The organism is Proteus sp. fly-1008 (genome assembly GCF_040140305.1).
GTDB lineage: Bacteria > Pseudomonadota > Gammaproteobacteria > Enterobacterales > Enterobacteriaceae > Proteus > Proteus vulgaris_B.
In genome coordinates, this window is the sequence record NZ_JBEEWH010000006.1 from 104,432 (window position 1) to 123,761 (window position 19,330).

At 38.5% G+C, this 19,330-nt stretch carries 23 protein-coding genes; 18 read left to right on the forward strand and 5 right to left on the reverse strand.

Annotated elements, in window-relative coordinates; translation table 11 throughout:
* The 6 genes from pstA to ABN256_RS11800 all read left to right on the forward strand — a co-directional run bounded on the left by pstA (position 1) and on the right by ABN256_RS11800 (position 5,107).
* A complete protein-coding gene (gene pstA / locus ABN256_RS11775) occupies positions 1 to 903 on the forward strand; it encodes a phosphate ABC transporter permease PstA (RefSeq protein WP_072068844.1) in 903 nt (300 codons plus the stop codon).
* A gap of 30 nt (positions 904 to 933) precedes the next feature.
* Complete coding sequence (gene pstB, locus ABN256_RS11780) at positions 934 to 1,710, forward strand: phosphate ABC transporter ATP-binding protein PstB (protein WP_006534565.1); 777 nt, start codon at positions 934 to 936, stop codon at positions 1,708 to 1,710.
* Positions 1,711 to 1,724: 14 nt separating this feature from the next.
* Positions 1,725 to 2,459, forward strand: coding sequence for a phosphate signaling complex protein PhoU (gene phoU / locus ABN256_RS11785; protein WP_196554392.1), 735 nt, complete (start codon positions 1,725 to 1,727; stop codon positions 2,457 to 2,459).
* 215 nt (positions 2,460 to 2,674) lie between these two features.
* Entirely contained in the window at positions 2,675 to 3,514 is an 840-nt protein-coding gene (locus ABN256_RS11790; RefSeq protein WP_115351111.1) for an ABC transporter substrate-binding protein, read from the forward strand.
* A 107-nt stretch (positions 3,515 to 3,621) separates the two neighbouring features.
* Positions 3,622 to 4,359: an amino acid ABC transporter permease gene (locus ABN256_RS11795; protein ID WP_349439493.1), complete on the forward strand. Its 738-nt coding sequence runs from the start codon at positions 3,622 to 3,624 to the stop codon at positions 4,357 to 4,359.
* A gap of 1 nt (position 4,360) precedes the next feature.
* Positions 4,361 to 5,107, forward strand: coding sequence for an amino acid ABC transporter permease (locus tag ABN256_RS11800; protein WP_196554395.1), 747 nt, complete (start codon positions 4,361 to 4,363; stop codon positions 5,105 to 5,107).
* A gap of 250 nt (positions 5,108 to 5,357) precedes the next feature.
* On the opposite strand, the gene ABN256_RS11810 is transcribed toward ABN256_RS11800, so the two are convergent.
* Together ABN256_RS11810 and ABN256_RS19240 are read right to left on the reverse strand one after the other, a co-directional pair.
* A complete protein-coding gene (locus tag ABN256_RS11810; RefSeq protein WP_072068849.1) occupies positions 5,358 to 5,762 on the reverse strand; it encodes a DUF1240 domain-containing protein in 405 nt (134 codons plus the stop codon).
* A gap of 2 nt (positions 5,763 to 5,764) precedes the next feature.
* Positions 5,765 to 6,169 carry a DUF1240 domain-containing protein gene (locus ABN256_RS19240; RefSeq protein WP_502929696.1) on the reverse strand — a complete coding sequence of 135 codons (405 nt, stop codon included), beginning with the start codon at positions 6,167 to 6,169 and terminating at the stop codon, positions 5,765 to 5,767.
* Between the two features lie 125 nt (positions 6,170 to 6,294).
* On the opposite strand from ABN256_RS19240, the gene yefM reads away from it, so the two are divergent.
* From yefM to ABN256_RS11830, 4 genes are all read left to right on the forward strand, one after another.
* Positions 6,295 to 6,546 (forward strand): YoeB-YefM toxin-antitoxin system antitoxin YefM, encoded by a 252-nt coding sequence (gene yefM, locus ABN256_RS11815; protein ID WP_072068851.1) that lies wholly within the window; start codon positions 6,295 to 6,297, stop codon positions 6,544 to 6,546.
* Positions 6,543 to 6,797, forward strand: coding sequence for a Txe/YoeB family addiction module toxin (locus tag ABN256_RS11820; protein ID WP_196554397.1), 255 nt, complete (start codon positions 6,543 to 6,545; stop codon positions 6,795 to 6,797). The genes yefM and ABN256_RS11820 overlap by 4 nt, the downstream gene beginning before the upstream one ends.
* A 156-nt stretch (positions 6,798 to 6,953) precedes the next feature.
* The gene (locus ABN256_RS11825) at positions 6,954 to 8,312 is read left to right on the forward strand and encodes an NCS2 family permease (protein WP_197269775.1); all 1,359 of its coding nucleotides are present in this window, start codon (positions 6,954 to 6,956) and stop codon (positions 8,310 to 8,312) included.
* A gap of 79 nt (positions 8,313 to 8,391) precedes the next feature.
* Complete coding sequence (locus ABN256_RS11830) at positions 8,392 to 8,703, forward strand: monooxygenase (RefSeq protein ID WP_349439494.1); 312 nt, start codon at positions 8,392 to 8,394, stop codon at positions 8,701 to 8,703.
* A 49-nt stretch (positions 8,704 to 8,752) separates the two neighbouring features.
* On the opposite strand, the gene ABN256_RS11835 is transcribed toward ABN256_RS11830, so the two are convergent.
* Positions 8,753 to 9,301: a GNAT family N-acetyltransferase gene (locus ABN256_RS11835; protein ID WP_340894255.1), complete on the reverse strand. Its 549-nt coding sequence runs from the start codon at positions 9,299 to 9,301 to the stop codon at positions 8,753 to 8,755.
* A 2-nt stretch (positions 9,302 to 9,303) separates the two neighbouring features.
* Positions 9,304 to 10,776, reverse strand: a complete 1,473-nt coding sequence (locus tag ABN256_RS11840; protein ID WP_196554398.1) for a glycosyltransferase family 39 protein — start codon at positions 10,774 to 10,776, stop codon at positions 9,304 to 9,306.
* A 188-nt stretch (positions 10,777 to 10,964) separates the two neighbouring features.
* Here ABN256_RS11840 and yihI point away from each other — a divergent pair, with 188 nt between their 5' ends.
* From yihI to ABN256_RS11870, 6 genes are all read left to right on the forward strand, one after another.
* Positions 10,965 to 11,462: a Der GTPase-activating protein YihI gene (yihI, locus tag ABN256_RS11845; RefSeq protein ID WP_196554399.1), complete on the forward strand. Its 498-nt coding sequence runs from the start codon at positions 10,965 to 10,967 to the stop codon at positions 11,460 to 11,462.
* A 235-nt stretch (positions 11,463 to 11,697) separates the two neighbouring features.
* A complete protein-coding gene (locus tag ABN256_RS11850; RefSeq protein ID WP_196554400.1) occupies positions 11,698 to 13,143 on the forward strand; it encodes a DUF4026 domain-containing protein in 1,446 nt (481 codons plus the stop codon).
* A 409-nt stretch (positions 13,144 to 13,552) separates the two neighbouring features.
* Positions 13,553 to 13,789: a ferrous iron transporter A gene (gene feoA, locus ABN256_RS11855; protein ID WP_036914344.1), complete on the forward strand. Its 237-nt coding sequence runs from the start codon at positions 13,553 to 13,555 to the stop codon at positions 13,787 to 13,789.
* 48 nt (positions 13,790 to 13,837) lie between these two features.
* On the forward strand, positions 13,838 to 16,165 hold the full coding sequence (gene feoB, locus ABN256_RS11860) for a Fe(2+) transporter permease subunit FeoB (RefSeq protein WP_349439495.1): 2,328 nt from the start codon (positions 13,838 to 13,840) through the stop codon (positions 16,163 to 16,165).
* 19 nt (positions 16,166 to 16,184) lie between these two features.
* Positions 16,185 to 16,415 carry a FeoC-like transcriptional regulator gene (locus tag ABN256_RS11865; RefSeq protein ID WP_072068859.1) on the forward strand — a complete coding sequence of 77 codons (231 nt, stop codon included), beginning with the start codon at positions 16,185 to 16,187 and terminating at the stop codon, positions 16,413 to 16,415.
* Positions 16,416 to 16,597: 182 nt separating this feature from the next.
* Positions 16,598 to 17,056: an OsmC family protein gene (locus ABN256_RS11870; protein ID WP_349439496.1), complete on the forward strand. Its 459-nt coding sequence runs from the start codon at positions 16,598 to 16,600 to the stop codon at positions 17,054 to 17,056.
* 44 nt (positions 17,057 to 17,100) lie between these two features.
* Here the strand turns inward: ABN256_RS11870 and bioH are convergent, their stop codons facing one another.
* Entirely contained in the window at positions 17,101 to 17,871 is a 771-nt protein-coding gene (bioH, locus tag ABN256_RS11875) for a pimeloyl-ACP methyl ester esterase BioH (RefSeq protein ID WP_196554401.1), read from the reverse strand.
* A gap of 36 nt (positions 17,872 to 17,907) precedes the next feature.
* On the opposite strand from bioH, the gene gntX reads away from it, so the two are divergent.
* Together gntX and nfuA are read left to right on the forward strand one after the other, a co-directional pair.
* Entirely contained in the window at positions 17,908 to 18,600 is a 693-nt protein-coding gene (gene gntX / locus ABN256_RS11880; RefSeq protein ID WP_196554402.1) for a DNA utilization protein GntX, read from the forward strand.
* 60 nt (positions 18,601 to 18,660) lie between these two features.
* The gene (nfuA, locus tag ABN256_RS11885; RefSeq protein WP_349439497.1) at positions 18,661 to 19,239 is read left to right on the forward strand and encodes a Fe-S biogenesis protein NfuA; all 579 of its coding nucleotides are present in this window, start codon (positions 18,661 to 18,663) and stop codon (positions 19,237 to 19,239) included.
* Positions 19,240 to 19,330: the final 91 nt, after the last annotated feature.

A 19,330-nucleotide genomic window follows, 5' to 3' on the forward strand; every position in this document is an offset into this window, starting at 1 on the left:
ATGTCTAAAACATCCTCTTCTTCATTACAAGTTCAAACCGAGAGCGAACTACGAGTGCGCCATAAACGCCAACTTTGGCGTCGTCAAAAAAACCGTATCGCACTGTTTTTATCTGTCTCTACTATGGCATTTGGTCTTTTCTGGTTAACGTGGATTTTATTCTCAACAATCACAAAAGGCGTTGATGGTATGTCCCTTGCGCTTTTCACTGAAATGACACCGCCGCCAAATACTGATGGTGGTGGATTGGCGAATGCCATTGTCGGTAGTGGATTGCTCATCTTTTGGGCCACTGTAATTGGAACACCATTAGGTATTCTTGCAGGAATTTATCTTGCGGAATACGGCCGTCGCTCATGGCTTGCTGAAACTACTCGCTTTATTAACGATATTTTGCTGTCAGCACCTTCCATCGTTGTCGGACTTTTTGTCTACACCATTGTGGTCGCACAAATGCAGCACTTTTCAGGATGGGCAGGTATTATTGCACTTGCTTTACTGCAAATTCCTATCGTTATTCGTACCACTGAAAATATGTTGAAGTTAGTCCCTGATAGCTTACGCGAAGCTGCTTATGCATTAGGAACACCAAAGTGGAAGATGATCTCTAAAATCACCTTAAAAGCCTCAGTATCAGGCATTATTACAGGTGTGTTATTAGCGATTGCACGTATTGCAGGTGAAACTGCACCACTGTTATTTACTTCACTATCCAACCAATTCTGGAGCACAGACTTAAACGAACCGATAGCTAACTTACCTGTGACTATCTTTAAGTTCGCCATGAGTCCTTTTGCACAGTGGCAAGAACTTGCCTGGGCTGGCGTATTACTTATCACCCTCTGTGTTCTATTTATCAATATTATCGCGCGCGTGCTGTTTGCTAAACGCAAGCACGGCTAACGCAGAAAGTTAAGCAAGAGAGAACGTTGAATGATTATGGCTAATGATAACGCAGGAAATAAAATCCAAGTTCGTGACTTGAACTTCTATTACGGTAAATTTCATGCGCTGAAAAATATCTCTTTAGATATTGCCAAAAATAAGGTGACCGCCTTTATCGGACCTTCTGGTTGTGGTAAATCCACCTTACTGCGTACTTTTAATAAAATGTATGAGCTTTATGGCGAACAACGTGCAGAAGGCGAAATTCTGCTAGATGGCAACAACATCTTGACGGATAAGCAAGATATCGCATTATTACGAGCCAAGGTTGGTATGGTGTTCCAAAAGCCAACCCCATTCCCGATGTCAATTTATGACAATATCGCTTTTGGTGTACGCTTATTCGAAAAATTATCTCGCGCTGATATGGACGAACGTGTTCAGTGGGCTTTGACAAAGGCTGCATTATGGAACGAAACCAAAGATAAATTACATCAGAGTGGATATAGTTTGTCAGGCGGTCAGCAACAGCGTTTATGTATTGCACGCGGTATCGCTATTCGCCCTGAAGTATTATTGCTTGATGAGCCTTGTTCAGCACTTGATCCAATCTCAACAGGTCGTATTGAAGAACTTATCAGCGAACTCAAATCAGAATATACCGTGGTTATCGTGACACATAACATGCAACAAGCAGCTCGTTGTTCTGATTACACTGCATTTATGTATTTAGGCGAGTTAATTGAATTTAGCGATACGGATACGTTATTTACGCGTCCTGCGAAAAAACAAACTGAAGATTACATCACTGGGCGTTATGGCTGATAACGAGGCAATAAATGGATAATTTAAATCACAATAAGCATATTTCTGGTCAATTTAATGCTGAATTAGAGCATATCCGTACTGAGCTGATGGTTATGGGTGGGCTTGTTGAAGAGCAACTGAAAAAAGCCATTACAGCGATGCACAATCAAGACCAAGCACTGGCAAATGAAGTTATTCAAGGTGATCATAACGTCAATATGATGGAAGTCGCCATTGATGATGCGTGTATGCGAATTATTGCTAAACGCCAGCCAACAGCAAGTGACTTACGTTTAATTATGGCAATATCAAAAACGATCGCTGAGCTAGAACGTATTGGTGATGTTGCTGAAAAAATCTGTAAGACCGCACTTGAAAAGTTTTCACACCAGCATCAGCCATTATTAGTCAGTTTAGAATCTTTAGGTCAACATGCAATACAAATGCTTCATGATGTTCTTGATGCGTTTGCGCGCATGGATTTAGATGAAGCAGTACGCATCTATCGTGAAGACGCTAAGATTGATAACGAATACGAGGGTATCGTCCGTCAATTAATGACTTATATGATGGAAGATCCTCGCACTATTCCTAGTGTGTTAACCGCCTTATTTTGTGCGCGTTCTATTGAACGCATTGGCGACCGTTGTCAGAATATTTGTGAGTTTATTTTCTATTACGTAAAAGGCCATGATTTCCGTCATTTAGGTGGCGACCAAGTAGAAAAAATGCTAACAAAAAGTGATGATAGCAATACCACTAAATAAATTTCTCTCTTCTTTTCTTCTCTTACAAACAGCGATAATCATGTCGCTGTTTTTTTATTCCCTCATAAATTTAATGCCGTACTTGCTCAACGCTTTTTCTCATCTTATTCCTTAAAAGCATATCCATATCAATTTTTATTATTTTATGAACTTAGATCAACTTGATAGCGTGATATCCAACATAACGATGATAATTCTTTTCTTTGGGGTGAATAATGAAACTACGTGTTTTGGCAACGGTGTTAATTGCAGGTTCTGTCCTTTTCTCTGGTATTGCAAAAGCCGATAAATTAGATGATATAAAAAAAGCGGGTGTTGTACGTATCGCGATTTTTGACAGCAATCCTCCTTTTGGGTTTATTGATCCTCAAACCAAAAAACTTGCCGGTTATGATGCGGATATCGCCAATGAAATCGCCAAAGATTTAGGCGTAAAACTGGAGCTACGTCCAACAAACCCAGCAAACCGCATTCCACTGTTAAGCTCTAAAAAAGTCGATTTAATTGCAGCAAACTTCACCATTACCGATGAACGCGCTAAGCAAGTAGACTTCTCTGTTCCTTACTTTGCAACTGGACAAAAATTTATTGCACGTAAAGGGGTTTTAACTAATCCTGAACAAATTCACTCACTGCGAATTGGTGCAGATAAAGGTACTGTTCAAGAAATCACACTACGTGAGCGTTATCCTGATACCAAAGTTATCTCTTATGACGATACACCTCTGGCCTTCGCTGCATTACGTAACGGTAATGTACAAGCTATCACACAAGATGATGCAAAATTAGTCGGCTTATTAGCCAACCTTCCTGATGCTATAAAAGCAGAGTTTGAAGTGTCATCCTTTAGCATTACACGTGAATACCAAGCTGTGGCCGCGGCTAAAGGCGAAGAGCGTTTAATTAATGAAATTAATAACACGCTATTAAGACTAGAAAAAGAAGGTAAAGCAGACGAGATCTATAACCGTTGGTTTGGCCCTGAAACAAAATCAGCTCAGCCTCGTGGTGACTTTAAATTTGCACCATTATCTGAGCAAACACCACAATCTTAATCTTTAAAAAGTAATAGCTGTTTTCTTTCATTAATAGCAAAGTTATTTCTTTATTAAAACACCTACCCCGCCTTTGCGGGGTTTGGTGTCTACAATAGGTCTATTATATGTTTGAGCAATATCTATCACATTACCTTCTTGAGCCACACTATTTAAGCTGGCTCTGGAAGGGATTTCTAATTACTTTGCTTATCTCTTTTTGGACTATTGTCATTGCAACATTAATGAGCTTTGCCCTTAGTGCTGCAAGAGATAGTACTTTTGCACCATTACGCTGGTTAGCCACGGCTTACACATCGTTATTTCGTAATACTCCACTGTTAGTACAATTGTTCTTTTGGTATTTTGCATCTGGAGAAATTCTGCCACAAAGCGCCATGATGTGGTTAAACTCGCCTCATGAAATTACATTCTTAGGCGTAACACTTTCTTGGCCTTCTTTTGAATTTTTAGCTGGCATTGTGGGTCTGACATTTTACTCAACGCCATTTATTGCCGAAGAGCTAAGAGCCGGTATTCAAGGTGTTAAACAAGGGCAAAAATATGCCTCTTTAGCGCTAGGCTTAACACAGTGGCAATCTATGCGTTATGTCATTTTACCTCAAGCATTCCGTATTGCTCTGCCTCCTTTACTGGGTCAATACATGAATGTGATAAAAAACTCATCACTGACTATGGCTATTGGTGTTGCAGAGCTTTCTTACGCATCAAGACAAGTCGAAACCGAATCCTTACGGACCTTTGAAGCCTTTGGTGTCGCAACCATTCTCTATATTGCGGCAATAGCCTTAATGGAGGCTTGGGGACAATGGCATCAGCAACGTAAATTAGCACAAGGGTATTAATATGGACTTTACTGTTATTGCTGATAACTGGCAGTACTTACTCTTTGGTGCTTATCCTGACGGGCCTTTAGAAGGTGCAGCACTGACCGTCTTTATCAGTATCATTGCTGGTATTGCATCCATTATTTTAGGTACCTTGGGTGGAATTGCTCTGGCGATGCTTAGAGGTATCTGGGTTAACCTCTTCGCAGCTTTTTTAGGTTTTTTCCGCGCTATTCCCGTCATTATGTTGATATTTTGGGTCTATTTTTTATTACCCGTTGTACTGGGGATGGAAATACCTGAAATCACCACAGTAGTTTGTGCATTAGCTTTAATTACATCGTCTTATATTGCGCATGGCGTTAAAGCTGGCATTTTGGCAATAGGAAGAGGGCAATGGCAAGCAGGATTATCGTTAGGTTTTAATCGCTGGCAAGTGCTATGGCATATCGTATTACCTCAAGCATTACGAATGATGGTGCCTTCATTTATTAATCAGTGGATAGCATTAATTAAAGATACTTCATTAGCTTATGTGGTGGGCGTAGGTGAACTTTCATTCTTAGCGACACAAGTTAATAACCGTAGCATGGTTTATCCAATGGAAGTCTTTCTGTTCGTTGCGTTTATTTATTTTGTTCTCTGCTTTTCATTGGAAATTATTGCAAATAGAGTGGCTAAATTATTCTCAACACAAAAAGAGAAACGCCCCTTTTGGCAAATAGTGTTGCCATTTAAACGAAAATATCCACTCCCTATTAACTAAGGCTAATTAAATTAGGGCTTTCTGGCTGTTTACGATATGACTCTGGTGGGAAGTGGTTTAAACTTTTATGAGTTTGGTTTAGGTTATAATTTTGCTAACAAAACCAAGCTATTAAAACCGTTTTACTGTAACTTATTCCGTTAAATATGGCATAGCTCAATTTAATTATTTTTACAATAATTCAATAGTTCTGATGAAATAGAAGTTATTCGGAGAAATAGATAAAAAGGTTTCACTAAGAAAGTTTAGGCTAATAACGACAAAGTTTTGGTGACACCACGTAAACATTTGATTTAGAAGAGGGCCCTTTTTTACAAACAAAATATCCTTGGGAGACAAGATCATATCTTACATAGAGATTAAAAAATATGCCAAATAAAATACCAAAAATGAAGATCAACACTGTGACTATCGCAAGTTTGCTATTAATTTTGATTACTTGGTCTTTTATAGCGGACATCAGTAATATGTAAAATAGATAATAAGTAAAAGGCGATAAAAAAGGCATACTTGCTGTGACAAAAGAAAAATTTATTTTCTCTGCTAAAAAGAAATAATCAACATAATCCTCTAATGATAAAAAAATACAAATGAGAAAGAGAGGGATCATAATAAATGAAATTAAATATATTTTATCTTTAGTTTCAATATCCATAATTAATGACACCTATTTAATGATTTAACATAGAGATTAGATTCTGCAAAAGTGTTTTTTTCACAAACAAAATAACCTTTAGAAAGTAGATCTCTTTCAACATAGTAAGAAAAGAAAAAGCTAAAAAACACACCAAAAATAAAAAATAAGAGAAAAGAGAACATTATTTTTTTACTTCCTTTTATTGTCCTCTTTTTGGATGGTGGAAAAACCAATAAATAGAGAAGATAGAAAACAGCAGGTACCGTAAATAAAAAAATAGATGTTCTGAATGAGGTACTAATTTTTTCAGCGAGAGAAAAATAATGAATATAACTTTCTATTGAAATAAATAACTCCATTGAGAAAACAACGAACAAAAAAACTGAAACTACATAGATTATCTTTATTATATTATTATCTGACATTCCCTATTTCCTTATTCTATTCCTAAAAAAATCTCCGCACATCTCATTAAGTACTTACTTCTGTACTTAAATCACTAAATTGTGTATAATTCAATCAAAATAGATACAACTCACTGGATAATAAGATGAAAACGATAAATTATACAGAAGCAAGACAAAACTTAACTTCAATTATGAATGAAACAATTGATGATAGAGTACCCATCATGATCACAAGACAAAAGGGTATTCCATGTGTTCTTTTATCTCTTGATGAATACCAAGCACTAGAAGAGACAGCTTATCTGTTACGATCTCCAGCGAATGCGCGCCATTTGCTCGATTCAATTGATGAACTGAACCAAGGTAAAGGTATAGAAAAGGATATAACGGAATGAAATTAATTTTTTCTGAACAATCATGGAGTGATTATCTTTATTGGCAACAAATGGACAAGAAAATAATTAAACGCATTAACGAACTCATAAAAGATATTAAAAGAACACCGTTTAGCGGAATAGGTAAACCAGAGCCCTTGAAACATAATTTAGCAGGTTTTTGGTCAAGACGGATCACTGATGAACATCGCCTTATCTACCGTATTACTGATCCCGCTATAGAAATTGCATCATGTCGATACCACTATTAGCCTCCTTACATTTATCCTTTTTCACTCTTAAAGGATCTCAAAGTATTTTTAAGCTTTAGATTTTCCTTCTACGCAATCGATTACTTTTTTAGGTGCAGTTATTGTTTTATTTGTGTAGGATAAAGCGAAAAACATTTTTTTTGGGATCTTTTGTCTATGAGCATGTCATCACCAAATTCTGGTTCACAGGGTTTGCTCCAACGTGTGTTTAAGCTACAAGAACACGGCACAACCGCTCGCACCGAACTAATTGCGGGTATCACGACGTTTTTAACGATGGTTTATATTATCTTCGTTAACCCTCAAATTCTCGCTGCTGCCAATATGGATATCAAAGCCGTCTTCGTGACGACCTGCTTAATTGCGGCTTTCGGCAGTATTTTAATGGGATTAGTGGCAAATTTACCTATTGCTGTTGCACCAGCTATGGGCCTAAACGCCTTCTTTGCCTTTGTGGTTGTTGGCGCAATGGGATATTCATGGGAAGTCGCTATGGGTGCGATTTTCTGGGGTGCTGTAGGTCTATTTTTACTGACTCTTTTTCGTATTCGTTACTGGATAATAGCGCATATTCCGCTAAGTTTACGTGTGGGTATTACGAGCGGTATCGGCCTTTTTATCGCCATGATGGGCTTAAAAAACTCTGGTATTATTATTCCTAACAACGATACCATCGTCACTATTGGTAACTTTGCCTCTCATAACGTGTTATTAGGTGCATTAGGCTTTTTTATTATCGCCATTCTTGCCGCACGTAATATTCACGCAGCTATTCTTATTTCTATCGTTATCACTACAGTAATTGGCCTATTATTAGGCGATGTCACCTACCAAGGCGTTTTCTCTCTTCCTCCTTCTATCACCACTGTTGTTGGTAAAGTAGATATTATGGGCGCCTTAGATATCGGCCTTTCTGGTGTGATTTTTGCCTTTATGTTAGTAAACCTATTTGACTCTTCAGGCACATTAATTGGTGTGACAGATAAAGCGGGTTTAACCGATGACAAAGGTAAATTCCCACGTATGAAACAAGCGTTATACGTCGATAGCTTAAGTTCTGTTGCAGGCTCTGCAATGGGTACATCGTCTGTAACCGCCTTCATCGAAAGTACTTCTGGTGTTTCTGTCGGTGGTCGTACAGGCTTAACTGCGGTTGTTGTGGGTATTCTTTTCTTACTTGCTATCTTCTTATCTCCACTGGCAGGTATGGTGCCAAGCTATGCAACAGCAGGCGCACTAATTTATGTGGGTGTATTAATGACATCCAGCCTTACGCGGGTGAAATGGGATGATTTAACTGAATCCGTTCCAGCTTTTATCACCGCAGTCATGATGCCATTTAGCTTCTCAATTACAGAAGGTATCGCTCTAGGCTTTATTGCTTATTGTGTTATGAAGATAGGGACTTTCCGCTGGAAAGAAATTAATCTGTGTGTTGTGATTGTTTCATTAATGTTTATTTTAAAAATATTACTGATTGATACTCATGTTATTGATTTGAATTCTTTATTCTAATATTCAATAAATTAAGAACATCATGATACAGACAAACGGCACCAATAACGTGCCGTTTTTTATAAGAAAAGAGGTGATTATGCACGTACTTTTACAAGTAGATTTCCCTTATCATGGTCCTTTCGATAATGAAATGACACAAGCTATGGATGCATTATCTGCATCAATCAATCAAGAGCCTGGTTTTATTTGGAAAATTTGGACTGAAAATAAAGACACACAAAAAGCAGGTGGGATTTATCTCTTTGATTCAAAAGAAAATGCTCGAGCTTATCTAGAGAAACACAGCGCCCGATTAAAATCTTTTGGTATTCCAGAAGTACGTGGTGATATTTTTTCAATAAACCAAGCTTTAAGTTTAAAAAATCAAGCCTCTTTTTTGGCTAAGTAGCGAAAAGCACAAGTGTTATATACCACTTGTGCTTTTCTATTTTCTGCAATTACTCTACTTTCGTGGGCAACAACAAACCAAAGATAATGGAATCAGAAATCTCATTACCCACTATCCAACGCTGTTTAAGATAGCCTTCCTGTTCAAAACCTAATTTAGCTAATAAAGCAGCTGATGCTTTATTATTCGGATGAATATCCGCTTCTAAACGACGAACAGATAAATGTGTTTGGAGGTACGTGATAAATGCGACCATAGCTTCCTTCATGATCCCTTTCCCTTGATATGGCGTATCAAGGCAATACCCTATTTCGCCTCGTTGTGACTTAGGGTAATGATTAAAGAAAACACACATTCCCATTAATGCATTTGTCTCTTTGTCTATTACCGCTAAGCGCAGATACTCTTTTCTTTCCATATGGGTAATATCTTGAATGATATCTTCTTGCGCTTCTTGCAGTAATTGCCAAGGAAGATGGCTCCAGTAGCGAGTGACTTCAGGTGAACTCATAATATTAAACCAATTTTCAGCGTCTCCCATTTCAAAGGGACGCAAAATCAACCTTGATGTTTCAACCTGAATATCAGCGTAACGCATTTCTACTTTTCCTTATGACTGTTTGGAGCCACGAATGCAATACAAACCGGCTCTGCAATAGCATTTGGCTCAGAACGGAACATTATCTCTTGAGTATCGGCTATTTTTAAACTCGGCCAGTGCTTTAATCCTTCATCAAAATGTGCTTTTTCACAGTAATAACCCACCTCACTCACCAATACGACACCTTTCTCTTCTAATTGTTGAAGCGTAATATGCCGATTATAGATATTAGGCGGTTGTACATTTTTTTCTAATATCCACGGCTGTGAAGATAATGGTCTATCTTTGCCATAAAAAGTCACCCATTCATGCATATACTCGCCGCCCACATACGCAAGTGGCGTGTGATAATGCTGATACCAAGCTTGTTCAACATCTTGCACAAAGGTTTTTACACCAATAAATTTTTGACCCGCATTACGCACATTAGCGGCTTGTACGACGGTATAACCAGAAACAACCAACATACCAAAAACACCTAAACCATACAGTGCGCCACGTAATGAACGTTTAGGCATGACACTAATTGAGCCCACAAAAAGTGCAGTCGCAATCGACATAAAGGGTTGTAACCACTCGCTGATACGCCCCCCTTCATGAAAACTAAACCAAGTAAAAATAATCACTAATGGAAATAACAAAATAAAATTCAGTAATTGGCTATCTGGAGATGCAGACCAACTTACACGGCCACCATAAAGACGTAATATAACCCACATCAAGATAACAGGATAAAAAACCGTCAGCGCAGCACGCGTCGTACGCAAATTAAAACGGCTCTCTATTTGAGAATCAACCCATTTAAACGCGGCAAAATCGGTTTGCCATAACCAAATAAAATTAGGGATAACAAAAGCAAGCCAAATCGCAATCGCCACATAAAAATAAGGCGATCGATAGCTCACCCGCACTTTAGGTACAAATAGGCTTAATAAAAAGACAGAACCCATAAAGGCTAGTGATGAGTATTTCCCCATTGTGGCAATACCCATAACAATAGCAAAGCCAATCCAATATTTTTGATTGTCATTGATTGCGCAGAGGAAAAAATAAAAAGCCCAAGCCCAGCAACCGACTAGAATATAGTTATCGTTATAAGGGATAATATCGAAGTTAATAATGCCAGATAAATTAAGCCCTAACATGGCAAACCATGCAAGATTAGCGTTACGAGTCAATTTATAAGCTAAATTCCAGACACCTAATAATCCAATAGCAATCACAATAAAGTGGATAAAATACCAATAAAAGCTAAAATCGACACCGCCATAAATAGCAGGTGACATTATAAAACCAACAAACCAAGGATTTTTAGGAGAACCCCAACCTCCATTGGTACCCCAATTGACTGCTTCTACGGCATCATAAGGCACCGTAGGGTCAAAAAGATAGCTGACTAAGATCCACAGTGTCGCATAGCCAATAACCCACCAATATACCGGTTTACGCAATTGCGCAGATGATAATGTCATAATAAATAGAAAGTTAAGTTGATAAATTTAATTTGGTCATTAAAAGATGTCACAACACAGTAAAGTATAGTGAAATGAACCGCACATTGTACGTGAGCAAAAATTAAATTGTCTTAAATTTGCGCTTTTATTGAAAATTTGTTTCTGATAGATTGCGCAACCAAGAAGATCACTACCGAGTTACCATTATGAATATGATTAAAAGAAAGCCCGCAGCAAAAACACGTAAAAAAACACGTGAAGAGCTGAACGCTGAAGGACGTGAACGCAAACGTCAAAAGAAACACCGTGGCAATCCTGCTGGTAACCGTCAGCAGGAAATGGAAAATAAAAACCAAACTAAAAATACAGTACCGAAAGATCCACGTATTGGTAGTAAAAAACCAATCCCTCTGATTGTGGGTGATACACCTAAAGTGGCGAAGAAAAAACCTGCGCCCGTCAAAGCAGAACCGGTTCGTTTAACACCTGAACAAGAATTAGACTTGTTAGAAAACGATTCTCGTTTAGACGAATTACTGTCTCGCCTTGAAAATGGTGAAAAACTTAACGCTGAAGAGCAGGCTTATACTGAAAAAACCCTTGATCGTATTGACGAATTAATGGTTGAACTCGGTATTGAGTTTGAAGATGATGACGATGAAGAAAAAACTGAAGACATCATGCAATTACTAAAAGGTAAATAATCAAAAGGCTAATAATTTGCTTTGATTACCTTACATCTAATGGATATCAGTAACCTATTGATATCCATTAATTTTATATATTTTCCGTTTTTTTCACATTTGATTTATGTTTGAAAACACCCTTTTCTTGTGATGACATAAACAAACCTATCAAGCTCAGATAACTCCACCTATTCCTCTCTTATCATCCCTGATATTCTATTTTTCTATCTTTAATATACGAGTGATAAGAAATATGGATAACAGACAGCAGTACTTAGATATCGCAGCCGGGCAAGGAGAAAAAGTGCCCTCTCGTATAGTGGCTTTTCCTGCACAGCCACTAAACTATGCACTTATTGAGCAACGCCTAGAAGAGCAGACGGATTATACGGATGGTGAAATTAATTATCTGAGTGAAAATATTGATGATGGTTTTTTCTATCGTTGCCAACATGGAGATAATGAATTACATTTTTTTGTCTGTCTTTATCCTCGAGATGAAGATTATGAAATACGCCCAATGTATTCGACAGATGAACTGACCCCGCAGTTATTAGCGCACGCAAATGCCACTACTCAAGATTTATTATTAGAAACGCTCTTTACCGAGGCGTTACATCCCTTAGCAAGTTACCGTCATCAACTGAATTTTCTAAATATTATTGCCCCCGAAATGGTTTTGGCATTAGATGAATCAGCGGCAGGTAAAGCCTTAACACCAGAGTGGGTCCGTTTTCAATTAAAGACCCCCGATCTCTATCCTGAAGTAGAAAGCTTATATGTTATTCATGCAGTCTATGATACAGAGAACGATCCACCAACAATGTTTTGGTTCCATACTCATGGGCTCGCACGCTGTGGCTTAACAGAAGTCGATTTAGTTATTCCAAGTATGCTTGAATCTTACTATGGTATTCCTGATCTCTTCCGCTGCTTTGTTAACAACAGCATTAATCATCGCCAAATCGAATTTGGAGAACCAATGCTTTGTGGACAAACATCAACAGGTTTAGAGTATCTTGTTGCCTTACCTTTTGAAGAAGGTATCCGCCATATCAATCAATCAACACCTCTCGAAAATCTTAGACCTTTAGAAGAGATGCGTTATGACACTGAAGGTGCACCCAATGGGGTTTTCTTGGGTGATTTAGCCGATCGTGACGAATATCATCAACATCCTTCCTCTATGCTATTTAGAACCAATGAAGAAAATCCTGTTTTAGAAACCTTCTTTAAAGGTTATGAAGAGCAGCAAGCGATGATGCTACTGCGTAGCAATGAAGAAACCTATGAGATGTCTGAAAAAGCCAAGCGACGCTGGGAATACTTCGTTTCTATGTTTGATAACTACAATCAACCATCTGTTGAGAAAAAAAGTGGTTTTCTCTCCAAATTATTAGGTAAAGACAAACCCGAAGAGGCTGAAAACCCTTGGCAATTTATGATCAAGTTCGGCATTCCTTATGGCGAAGAGGAAGAAAAAGAGCTTGAACATATGTGGTTTGTGCCACAGTCTCGTGATGGAGACATCGTTTATGCCAAATTACTCAACGTGCCATTTTATGTTGAAGAGATGCAAGAAGGTGAAATCTATCCTATCAATATAGATTTAATAACAGATTGGGTCGTTTCATTCGAAGATAATAGTTATACCCCTAACAATATTTACCAGCTTTTTAGCCACCAACAGACTCACTAATAGCTAACGATCTCATAACCCTAATGCGGGTTTCTTATTTAATAATAATGAGAAACCCGCTTTTAATTTCAGTGAAATCTACTTTCATCTTGTGATCAGTTAACATTATTAATTGATTGTTATTTTGTTGCTACATTGATATCTCAACTCTTCACATTTTGTTTTTGTCTAGTAACAGATAGAGAAAACAGTTCGTTTTCCTTCCAATATCTTTTCTCTGGTTGATTTAAATCAAGTGTTGATAAGCCTAGAGTAGGCTAAATTATACCCAATAAAGATAATTATAATTCTCATTAGCATTAAAAATATTTATTATAATTATCCTGACTCTTATTATGTGAATTTTTATATACGTTAATAATTATCAGTATCATTATTTTTTGTATCAATATTCGTGGAAGAACGATTTATGTCACTGATCCCAAATCACAGTTATAAAATCTTGAGCTACTCACCTCAGATTAGCCCTGCATACAGGCAGAAGTTGCTATCTTTAGGTATGTTGCCTGGCGCTGTGTTTAACGTTATTCGTATCGCACCACTGGGTGACCCTATTCAAATAGAAACGCACCGAGTATCCCTCATTTTGAGAAAAAAAGATCTCGCACTTATTAACCTTAGCGAAGTGGTTCATAACGAAAAATAATCGTTATTTCTCATTCAACCAGGCAAGACAACTATTGGCATCACTATTATGACTCCTCTCACTATAGGCCTTATCGGCAATCCCAATGCTGGTAAAACGACACTTTTTAATCAGTTAACAGGCTCTCGCCAGCGCGTAGGTAACTGGGCGGGTGTGACGGTCGAACGCAAAGTTGGTCGTTTCACAACGACAAATCATAAAATTGAGCTCGTCGATTTACCCGGCACTTACTCTTTAACGACAATCTCAGAACAGACATCGCTTGATGAGCAAATTGCCTGTCATTTCATTTTAAGTAATGAAGCGGACATGCTGATTAACGTTGTTGATGCCTCTAATCTTGAACGAAACCTTTATTTGACATTACAGCTTCTTGAGTTAGGCATTCCCTGTATTGTGGCATTAAACATGCTCGATATTGCAGAACATCAAGATATGCAAATTGATATCAAAGCGTTGTCTGAGCAACTGGGTTGCCCTGTTATTCCTATGGTTTCAACAAAAGCATCGGGAATGGATAAGCTCAAAGACGCGATTGACACTTTTCCTGCTGAAAAGAAAAAACCACAAGAATTACTCACATCCTACCCAATATGGTTACTTAATGAAGTCGAAGCGCTCGCTGAAAAAATTAACCATGATGAGTTTAATTTACAGCAACGCCGTTGGATGGCATTACAGTGTTTAGAAGGGGATATTTATACCCATCAGCGTGCTCAAGTTACCACCGAAGATATCAAAGCCATTCGTCAGCGAATTCAAGATGAACACAATAATGAACCCGAATTAGTCATTGCAGATGCCCGTTATCAAAATATTGAACGCATCTGTCATACTGTGATTAATATGGAGTCTATTAAGCCAAACATCCTGACACAAAATATCGATAAAGTGATATTAAACCGTTGGTTAGGTGTACCTATCTTCCTGTTTGTAATGTATTTAATGTTCGTTTTGGCGATTAACATCGGTGGTGCATTACAACCCGCTTTTGAGGGTGGATCTGAAGCCATCTTTATTCATGGTATTCAATGGATTGGTGCAACCTTTAACTTTCCAGAATGGTTAACCATTTTCCTTGCACAAGGTGTCGGTGGTGGTATCAATACTGTTCTTCCTCTCGTGCCACAAATCGGGATGATGTACTTGTTCTTATCTATCCTTGAAGATTCTGGCTATATGGCTCGAGCTGCTTTTGTAATGGATAGATTGATGCAGGCTTTGGGTCTGCCGGGTAAATCATTCGTACCGCTGATTGTCGGCTTTGGTTGTAACGTACCATCCATTATGGGTGCACGTACCCTCGATGCTCCAAGAGAACGATTAATCACAGTATTAATGGCACCGTTTATGTCTTGTGGTGCACGCTTAGCTATCTTTGCTGTTTTTGCCGCCGCTTTCTTTGGTAAAAATGGCGCGAGTGTGGTTTTCTCGCTTTATCTTCTGGGTATTGTTGTCGCTATTTTGACAGGGTTACTGCTAAAACATACCATTATGCGTGGTGAAGCTTCACCTTTCGTGATGGAACTACCTGTTTACCATGTGCCTCATCTAAAAACCTTATTGATGCAAACTTGGCAACGTTTAAAAGGCTTCGTAATACGTGCTGGTAAAGTCATTATTATTGCCAGTATGTTTATCGGTGCATTAAATAGCTTTACCTTCTCAGGTAAACCTGCCGATAACATCAATGACTCTGCATTAGCATCGGTCAGTAAAGTGATCACACCATTATTGCAACCTATTGGTGTTCATAACGATAACTGGCAAGCAACGGTAGGTTTAGTCACAGGGGCGATGGCAAAAGAAGTGGTTGTAGGAACATTAAATACCCTTTATACCGCGGAAAGCATTGTGAACGAGCCTTTTGATCCTGAAGAATTCGATCTTTGGGGTGAAATTAGTGACGCTTTTGGTGAAACATGGGATAGCTTAAAAGAAACCTTTACCCTAGCCGCACTTTCTAATCCAATTGAAGCAAGTAAAGGTGATGGTGAAATGGATACCGGCACTATGGGTACCATGGGAGCTAAATTTGGCTCTGGTATTGCCGCATACAGCTACTTAATCTTTGTTTTACTGTATGTACCTTGTGTTTCAGTAATGGGTGCTATTGCCCGTGAAACAAGCCGTGGCTGGATGACCTTCTCCATTCTTTGGGGATTAAATATTGCTTACTCATTGTCAGCGCTGTTCTATCAAGTAGCAACCTTTAGTGAGCATCCGCAAAGTAGTGGCATAACCATTGCTGCCGTGGTGATCTTTAACTTAATTCTCTTTATCTTGTTGCGTAATGCTCGTAGTCGCCTAACAATAAACTTAAGTAATAAGCCTTCATTGGCTAAACAATGTTGTTCAAAAGGTAGTTGTCACTAGGTGACAAAGGAAAGGTAAGATGGCCAGTTTGATAGAAGTTCGTGATTGTATCGCCCTTAATGGTCGAGCCGATGCCCGTCTTATCAGCCATCAACTCAATATGCCTGAACCGTTGGTACAAGCAATGTTAGAACGGCTCACATTGATGGGTAAGCTTCAAGAAGTAGATGTAGAGGAGTGTCTTACAGGCAGTTGTAAAAGTTGCCCTGAAGCCACTGCCTGCCAGACAAAGCTTTATCAATTAACCTAACAAATTGATAAATGCCATCACAAAAACCCTTACTTTATGTAGGGGTTTTTTATCTAATGCTTAAGATGAATCATTTTCATCTTCCTATTTAATGATTTACTTTCCTAACTATCACGGCATAATTCTTTAAATATAGACGTAAAGACGTCTATTGTTATTTCACTTTATAAGAATATAAAATTATGCCAATAACTGAATTTTCATCGACCATTACAACCAGTAAACAAGGTGGATTACAGATGCAATGTGCATCACGCCAGTTTCAATTTTTACTTGATGAACCTATGTCATTAGGTGGAAAAGACAGTGCAATGAATCCTGTTGAAGCATTATTGGGTACATTAGGTGCTTGTAAGGGGATTGTTGCCAAAAGCTTTGCGCGTATGCATAAAATTAATCTCAACGATATTCGCATTGAAGTTAAAGGCGAATTAGATACCGATGGTTTTACGGGAAAAAATAAAGACGCCAAATTAGGCTTTAGTAAAATTACGACACACTTTTTTATTCAAGCTGATAATAGCGAAGAAGAAATTGCTGCATTTATCGCTTTTATTGAACGCACTTGCCCTGTTGCTGACACCATAAAGAATACCCCTATTTTTGAGACATCTTTTCATCTTGAGAACGTGCTCGTATAAAAAGGTTTATCACTGCCCAAATATGGGCAGTTTTTAGCACCCTATCACGTGATATCGCAGACATTCATTAATGCTTGAGCGAATTCATCAGGATGTGAAATAAACGGTGCATGAGCCGCATTACGGAAAATAACAGAAGGTGAATGTGGATAAATAGTATCTAATAATTCGGCCACTTTTCGAGGAACCAAACCGTCTAAATAACCGTAAAAACGAATAAAAGGACAACTCAACGTTTTCAATTCTTCTCGTAAATCCTCAGTACGTAGAATTTCTAATCCACCATTAAGCACCTCAACAGAAGGGAGTGGTTGCTCTAATACCACGGATTTTAATGCTTTCATATCTTCACGGGCACTTTGAGTACCCAATGTTTGCAGTGCTAAAAAGCGCTCAACTGTGCGATGAAAATTTTCATTTAACTGCTGTTCAAATCCTTTCAAAACCTCAGGTTTGATGCCCGGCCAAGTATCATGTGCACCAAAGCAAGGAGAAGAAGCTACGGTAATCAATGCTTGTACATTATTGGGATTATCTAAAACAACACGGCTAGCGACTAATCCACCTAAAGACCACCCTAGCCAAATGGCATTAGCAGGCGCTTTTGCAAAAACAATCTCTGCCATTTCTTTTAATGTGAGTGCTGAAAATCCTTGGCTACGCCCATAACCCGGTAAATCAACAAGATGAAGTGTAAAATGCGAGGTTAATCTCGGTATTAATGATTGCCACACCTGAGCATTCAGCCCCCATCCGTGTAGTAGCACAAGATCTGTTTTTCCTTCACCGATTGTCTGCCAATACAGTTTATTCATTGTTATGCTCTCTTCTCTTTTACAAGGATGTTCATTATGTGGATAACAATAGCAGGATATTGTTGGCTATGTCGTCAACCCTTAGATTATGATACTAAAGGTATTTGTTCGAGTTGTATTCGACATCTACCAAAACAACAAAATCGATGCCCTTGCTGCTTATATCCTTCTCATCATTCTATGATGTTGTGTGGCCGTTGCTTACAATCACCCCCACTATGGAAACAGATGTTGACAGTCACCGACTATCAACCACCATTAAATAAATTATTACACCTTTATAAATACCAACCTCGCCCTCAAATAGCTTTATGTCTTGCACGACTTTTTCTATTGCGATGGCTTTCACATCGGCGAGAAAATTTGGTGCAGAAACCTGACAGAATTATTAGCGTTCCTTTACATCGTCATCGCCGTTGGTCTAGAGGCTTTGAGCAAGTAGAAGCTATCGCTAAGCCTTTGGCAAGATGGCTAAATTGTGCTTATCAACCGAATACCCTGATAAGAACTCGTGCTACACTGGTGCAAACGCATCTTAATGCCAAGCAAAGGCAACAAAATTTAAAACATGCATTTGTATTAAATAACACAGTGTCGGTATCAGGGAAAAATCTGGCACTAATTGATGATGTTATCACTACAGGTGCGACATTAAATTCCATCGTACCCTTGTTATTTCGTGCGGGAGCACGCTCTGTTGAGGTATGGGCGATTTGTCGAACCTTGTAGTTAACCGCCAATTGGGCGTATGATAACCAACCAGAACAGTCAACTATTGAGCAAGACGATATGATTATTATTACTGATGCCGCACAGGCGCATTTTGCCAAACTACTGGCTAACCAAGAACCCAACACCCAAATTCGTGTATTCGTTATCAATCCAGGCACACCTAATGCTGAATGTGGCGTTTCATACTGCCCACCTGATGCCGTAGAGCCAAACGATACTGAAATTAAGTTCGAAAAACTTTCTGCGTATGTTGATGACATCAGCGCACCTTTCTTAGAAGATGCAGAAATTGATTTTGTCACTGACCAATTAGGCTCACAATTAACCCTAAAAGCACCTAACGCGAAAATGCGTAAAGTTGATGCTAATGCACCATTAATTGAGCGTGTTGAATACGTGTTGCAGTCACAAATTAACCCTCAATTAGCGGGTCATGGTGGTCGCGTGAGTCTGATGGAAATCACTGAAGATGGCTATGCTATCTTACAATTCGGTGGTGGTTGTAACGGTTGTTCAATGATTGATGTCACTTTAAAAGATGGCATCGAGAAAGAACTATTAAACCTGTTCCCTAATGAATTAAAAGGTGTGAAAGACTTAACTGAGCACCAACGTGGCGAACACTCCTACTACTGATCCTTCAGTATCAAATCCCCTATGATATTCACCTGCACTGATATTATGGGGGATTTTTATATTAAAATAATCATTTACAAAGAGTTACGTT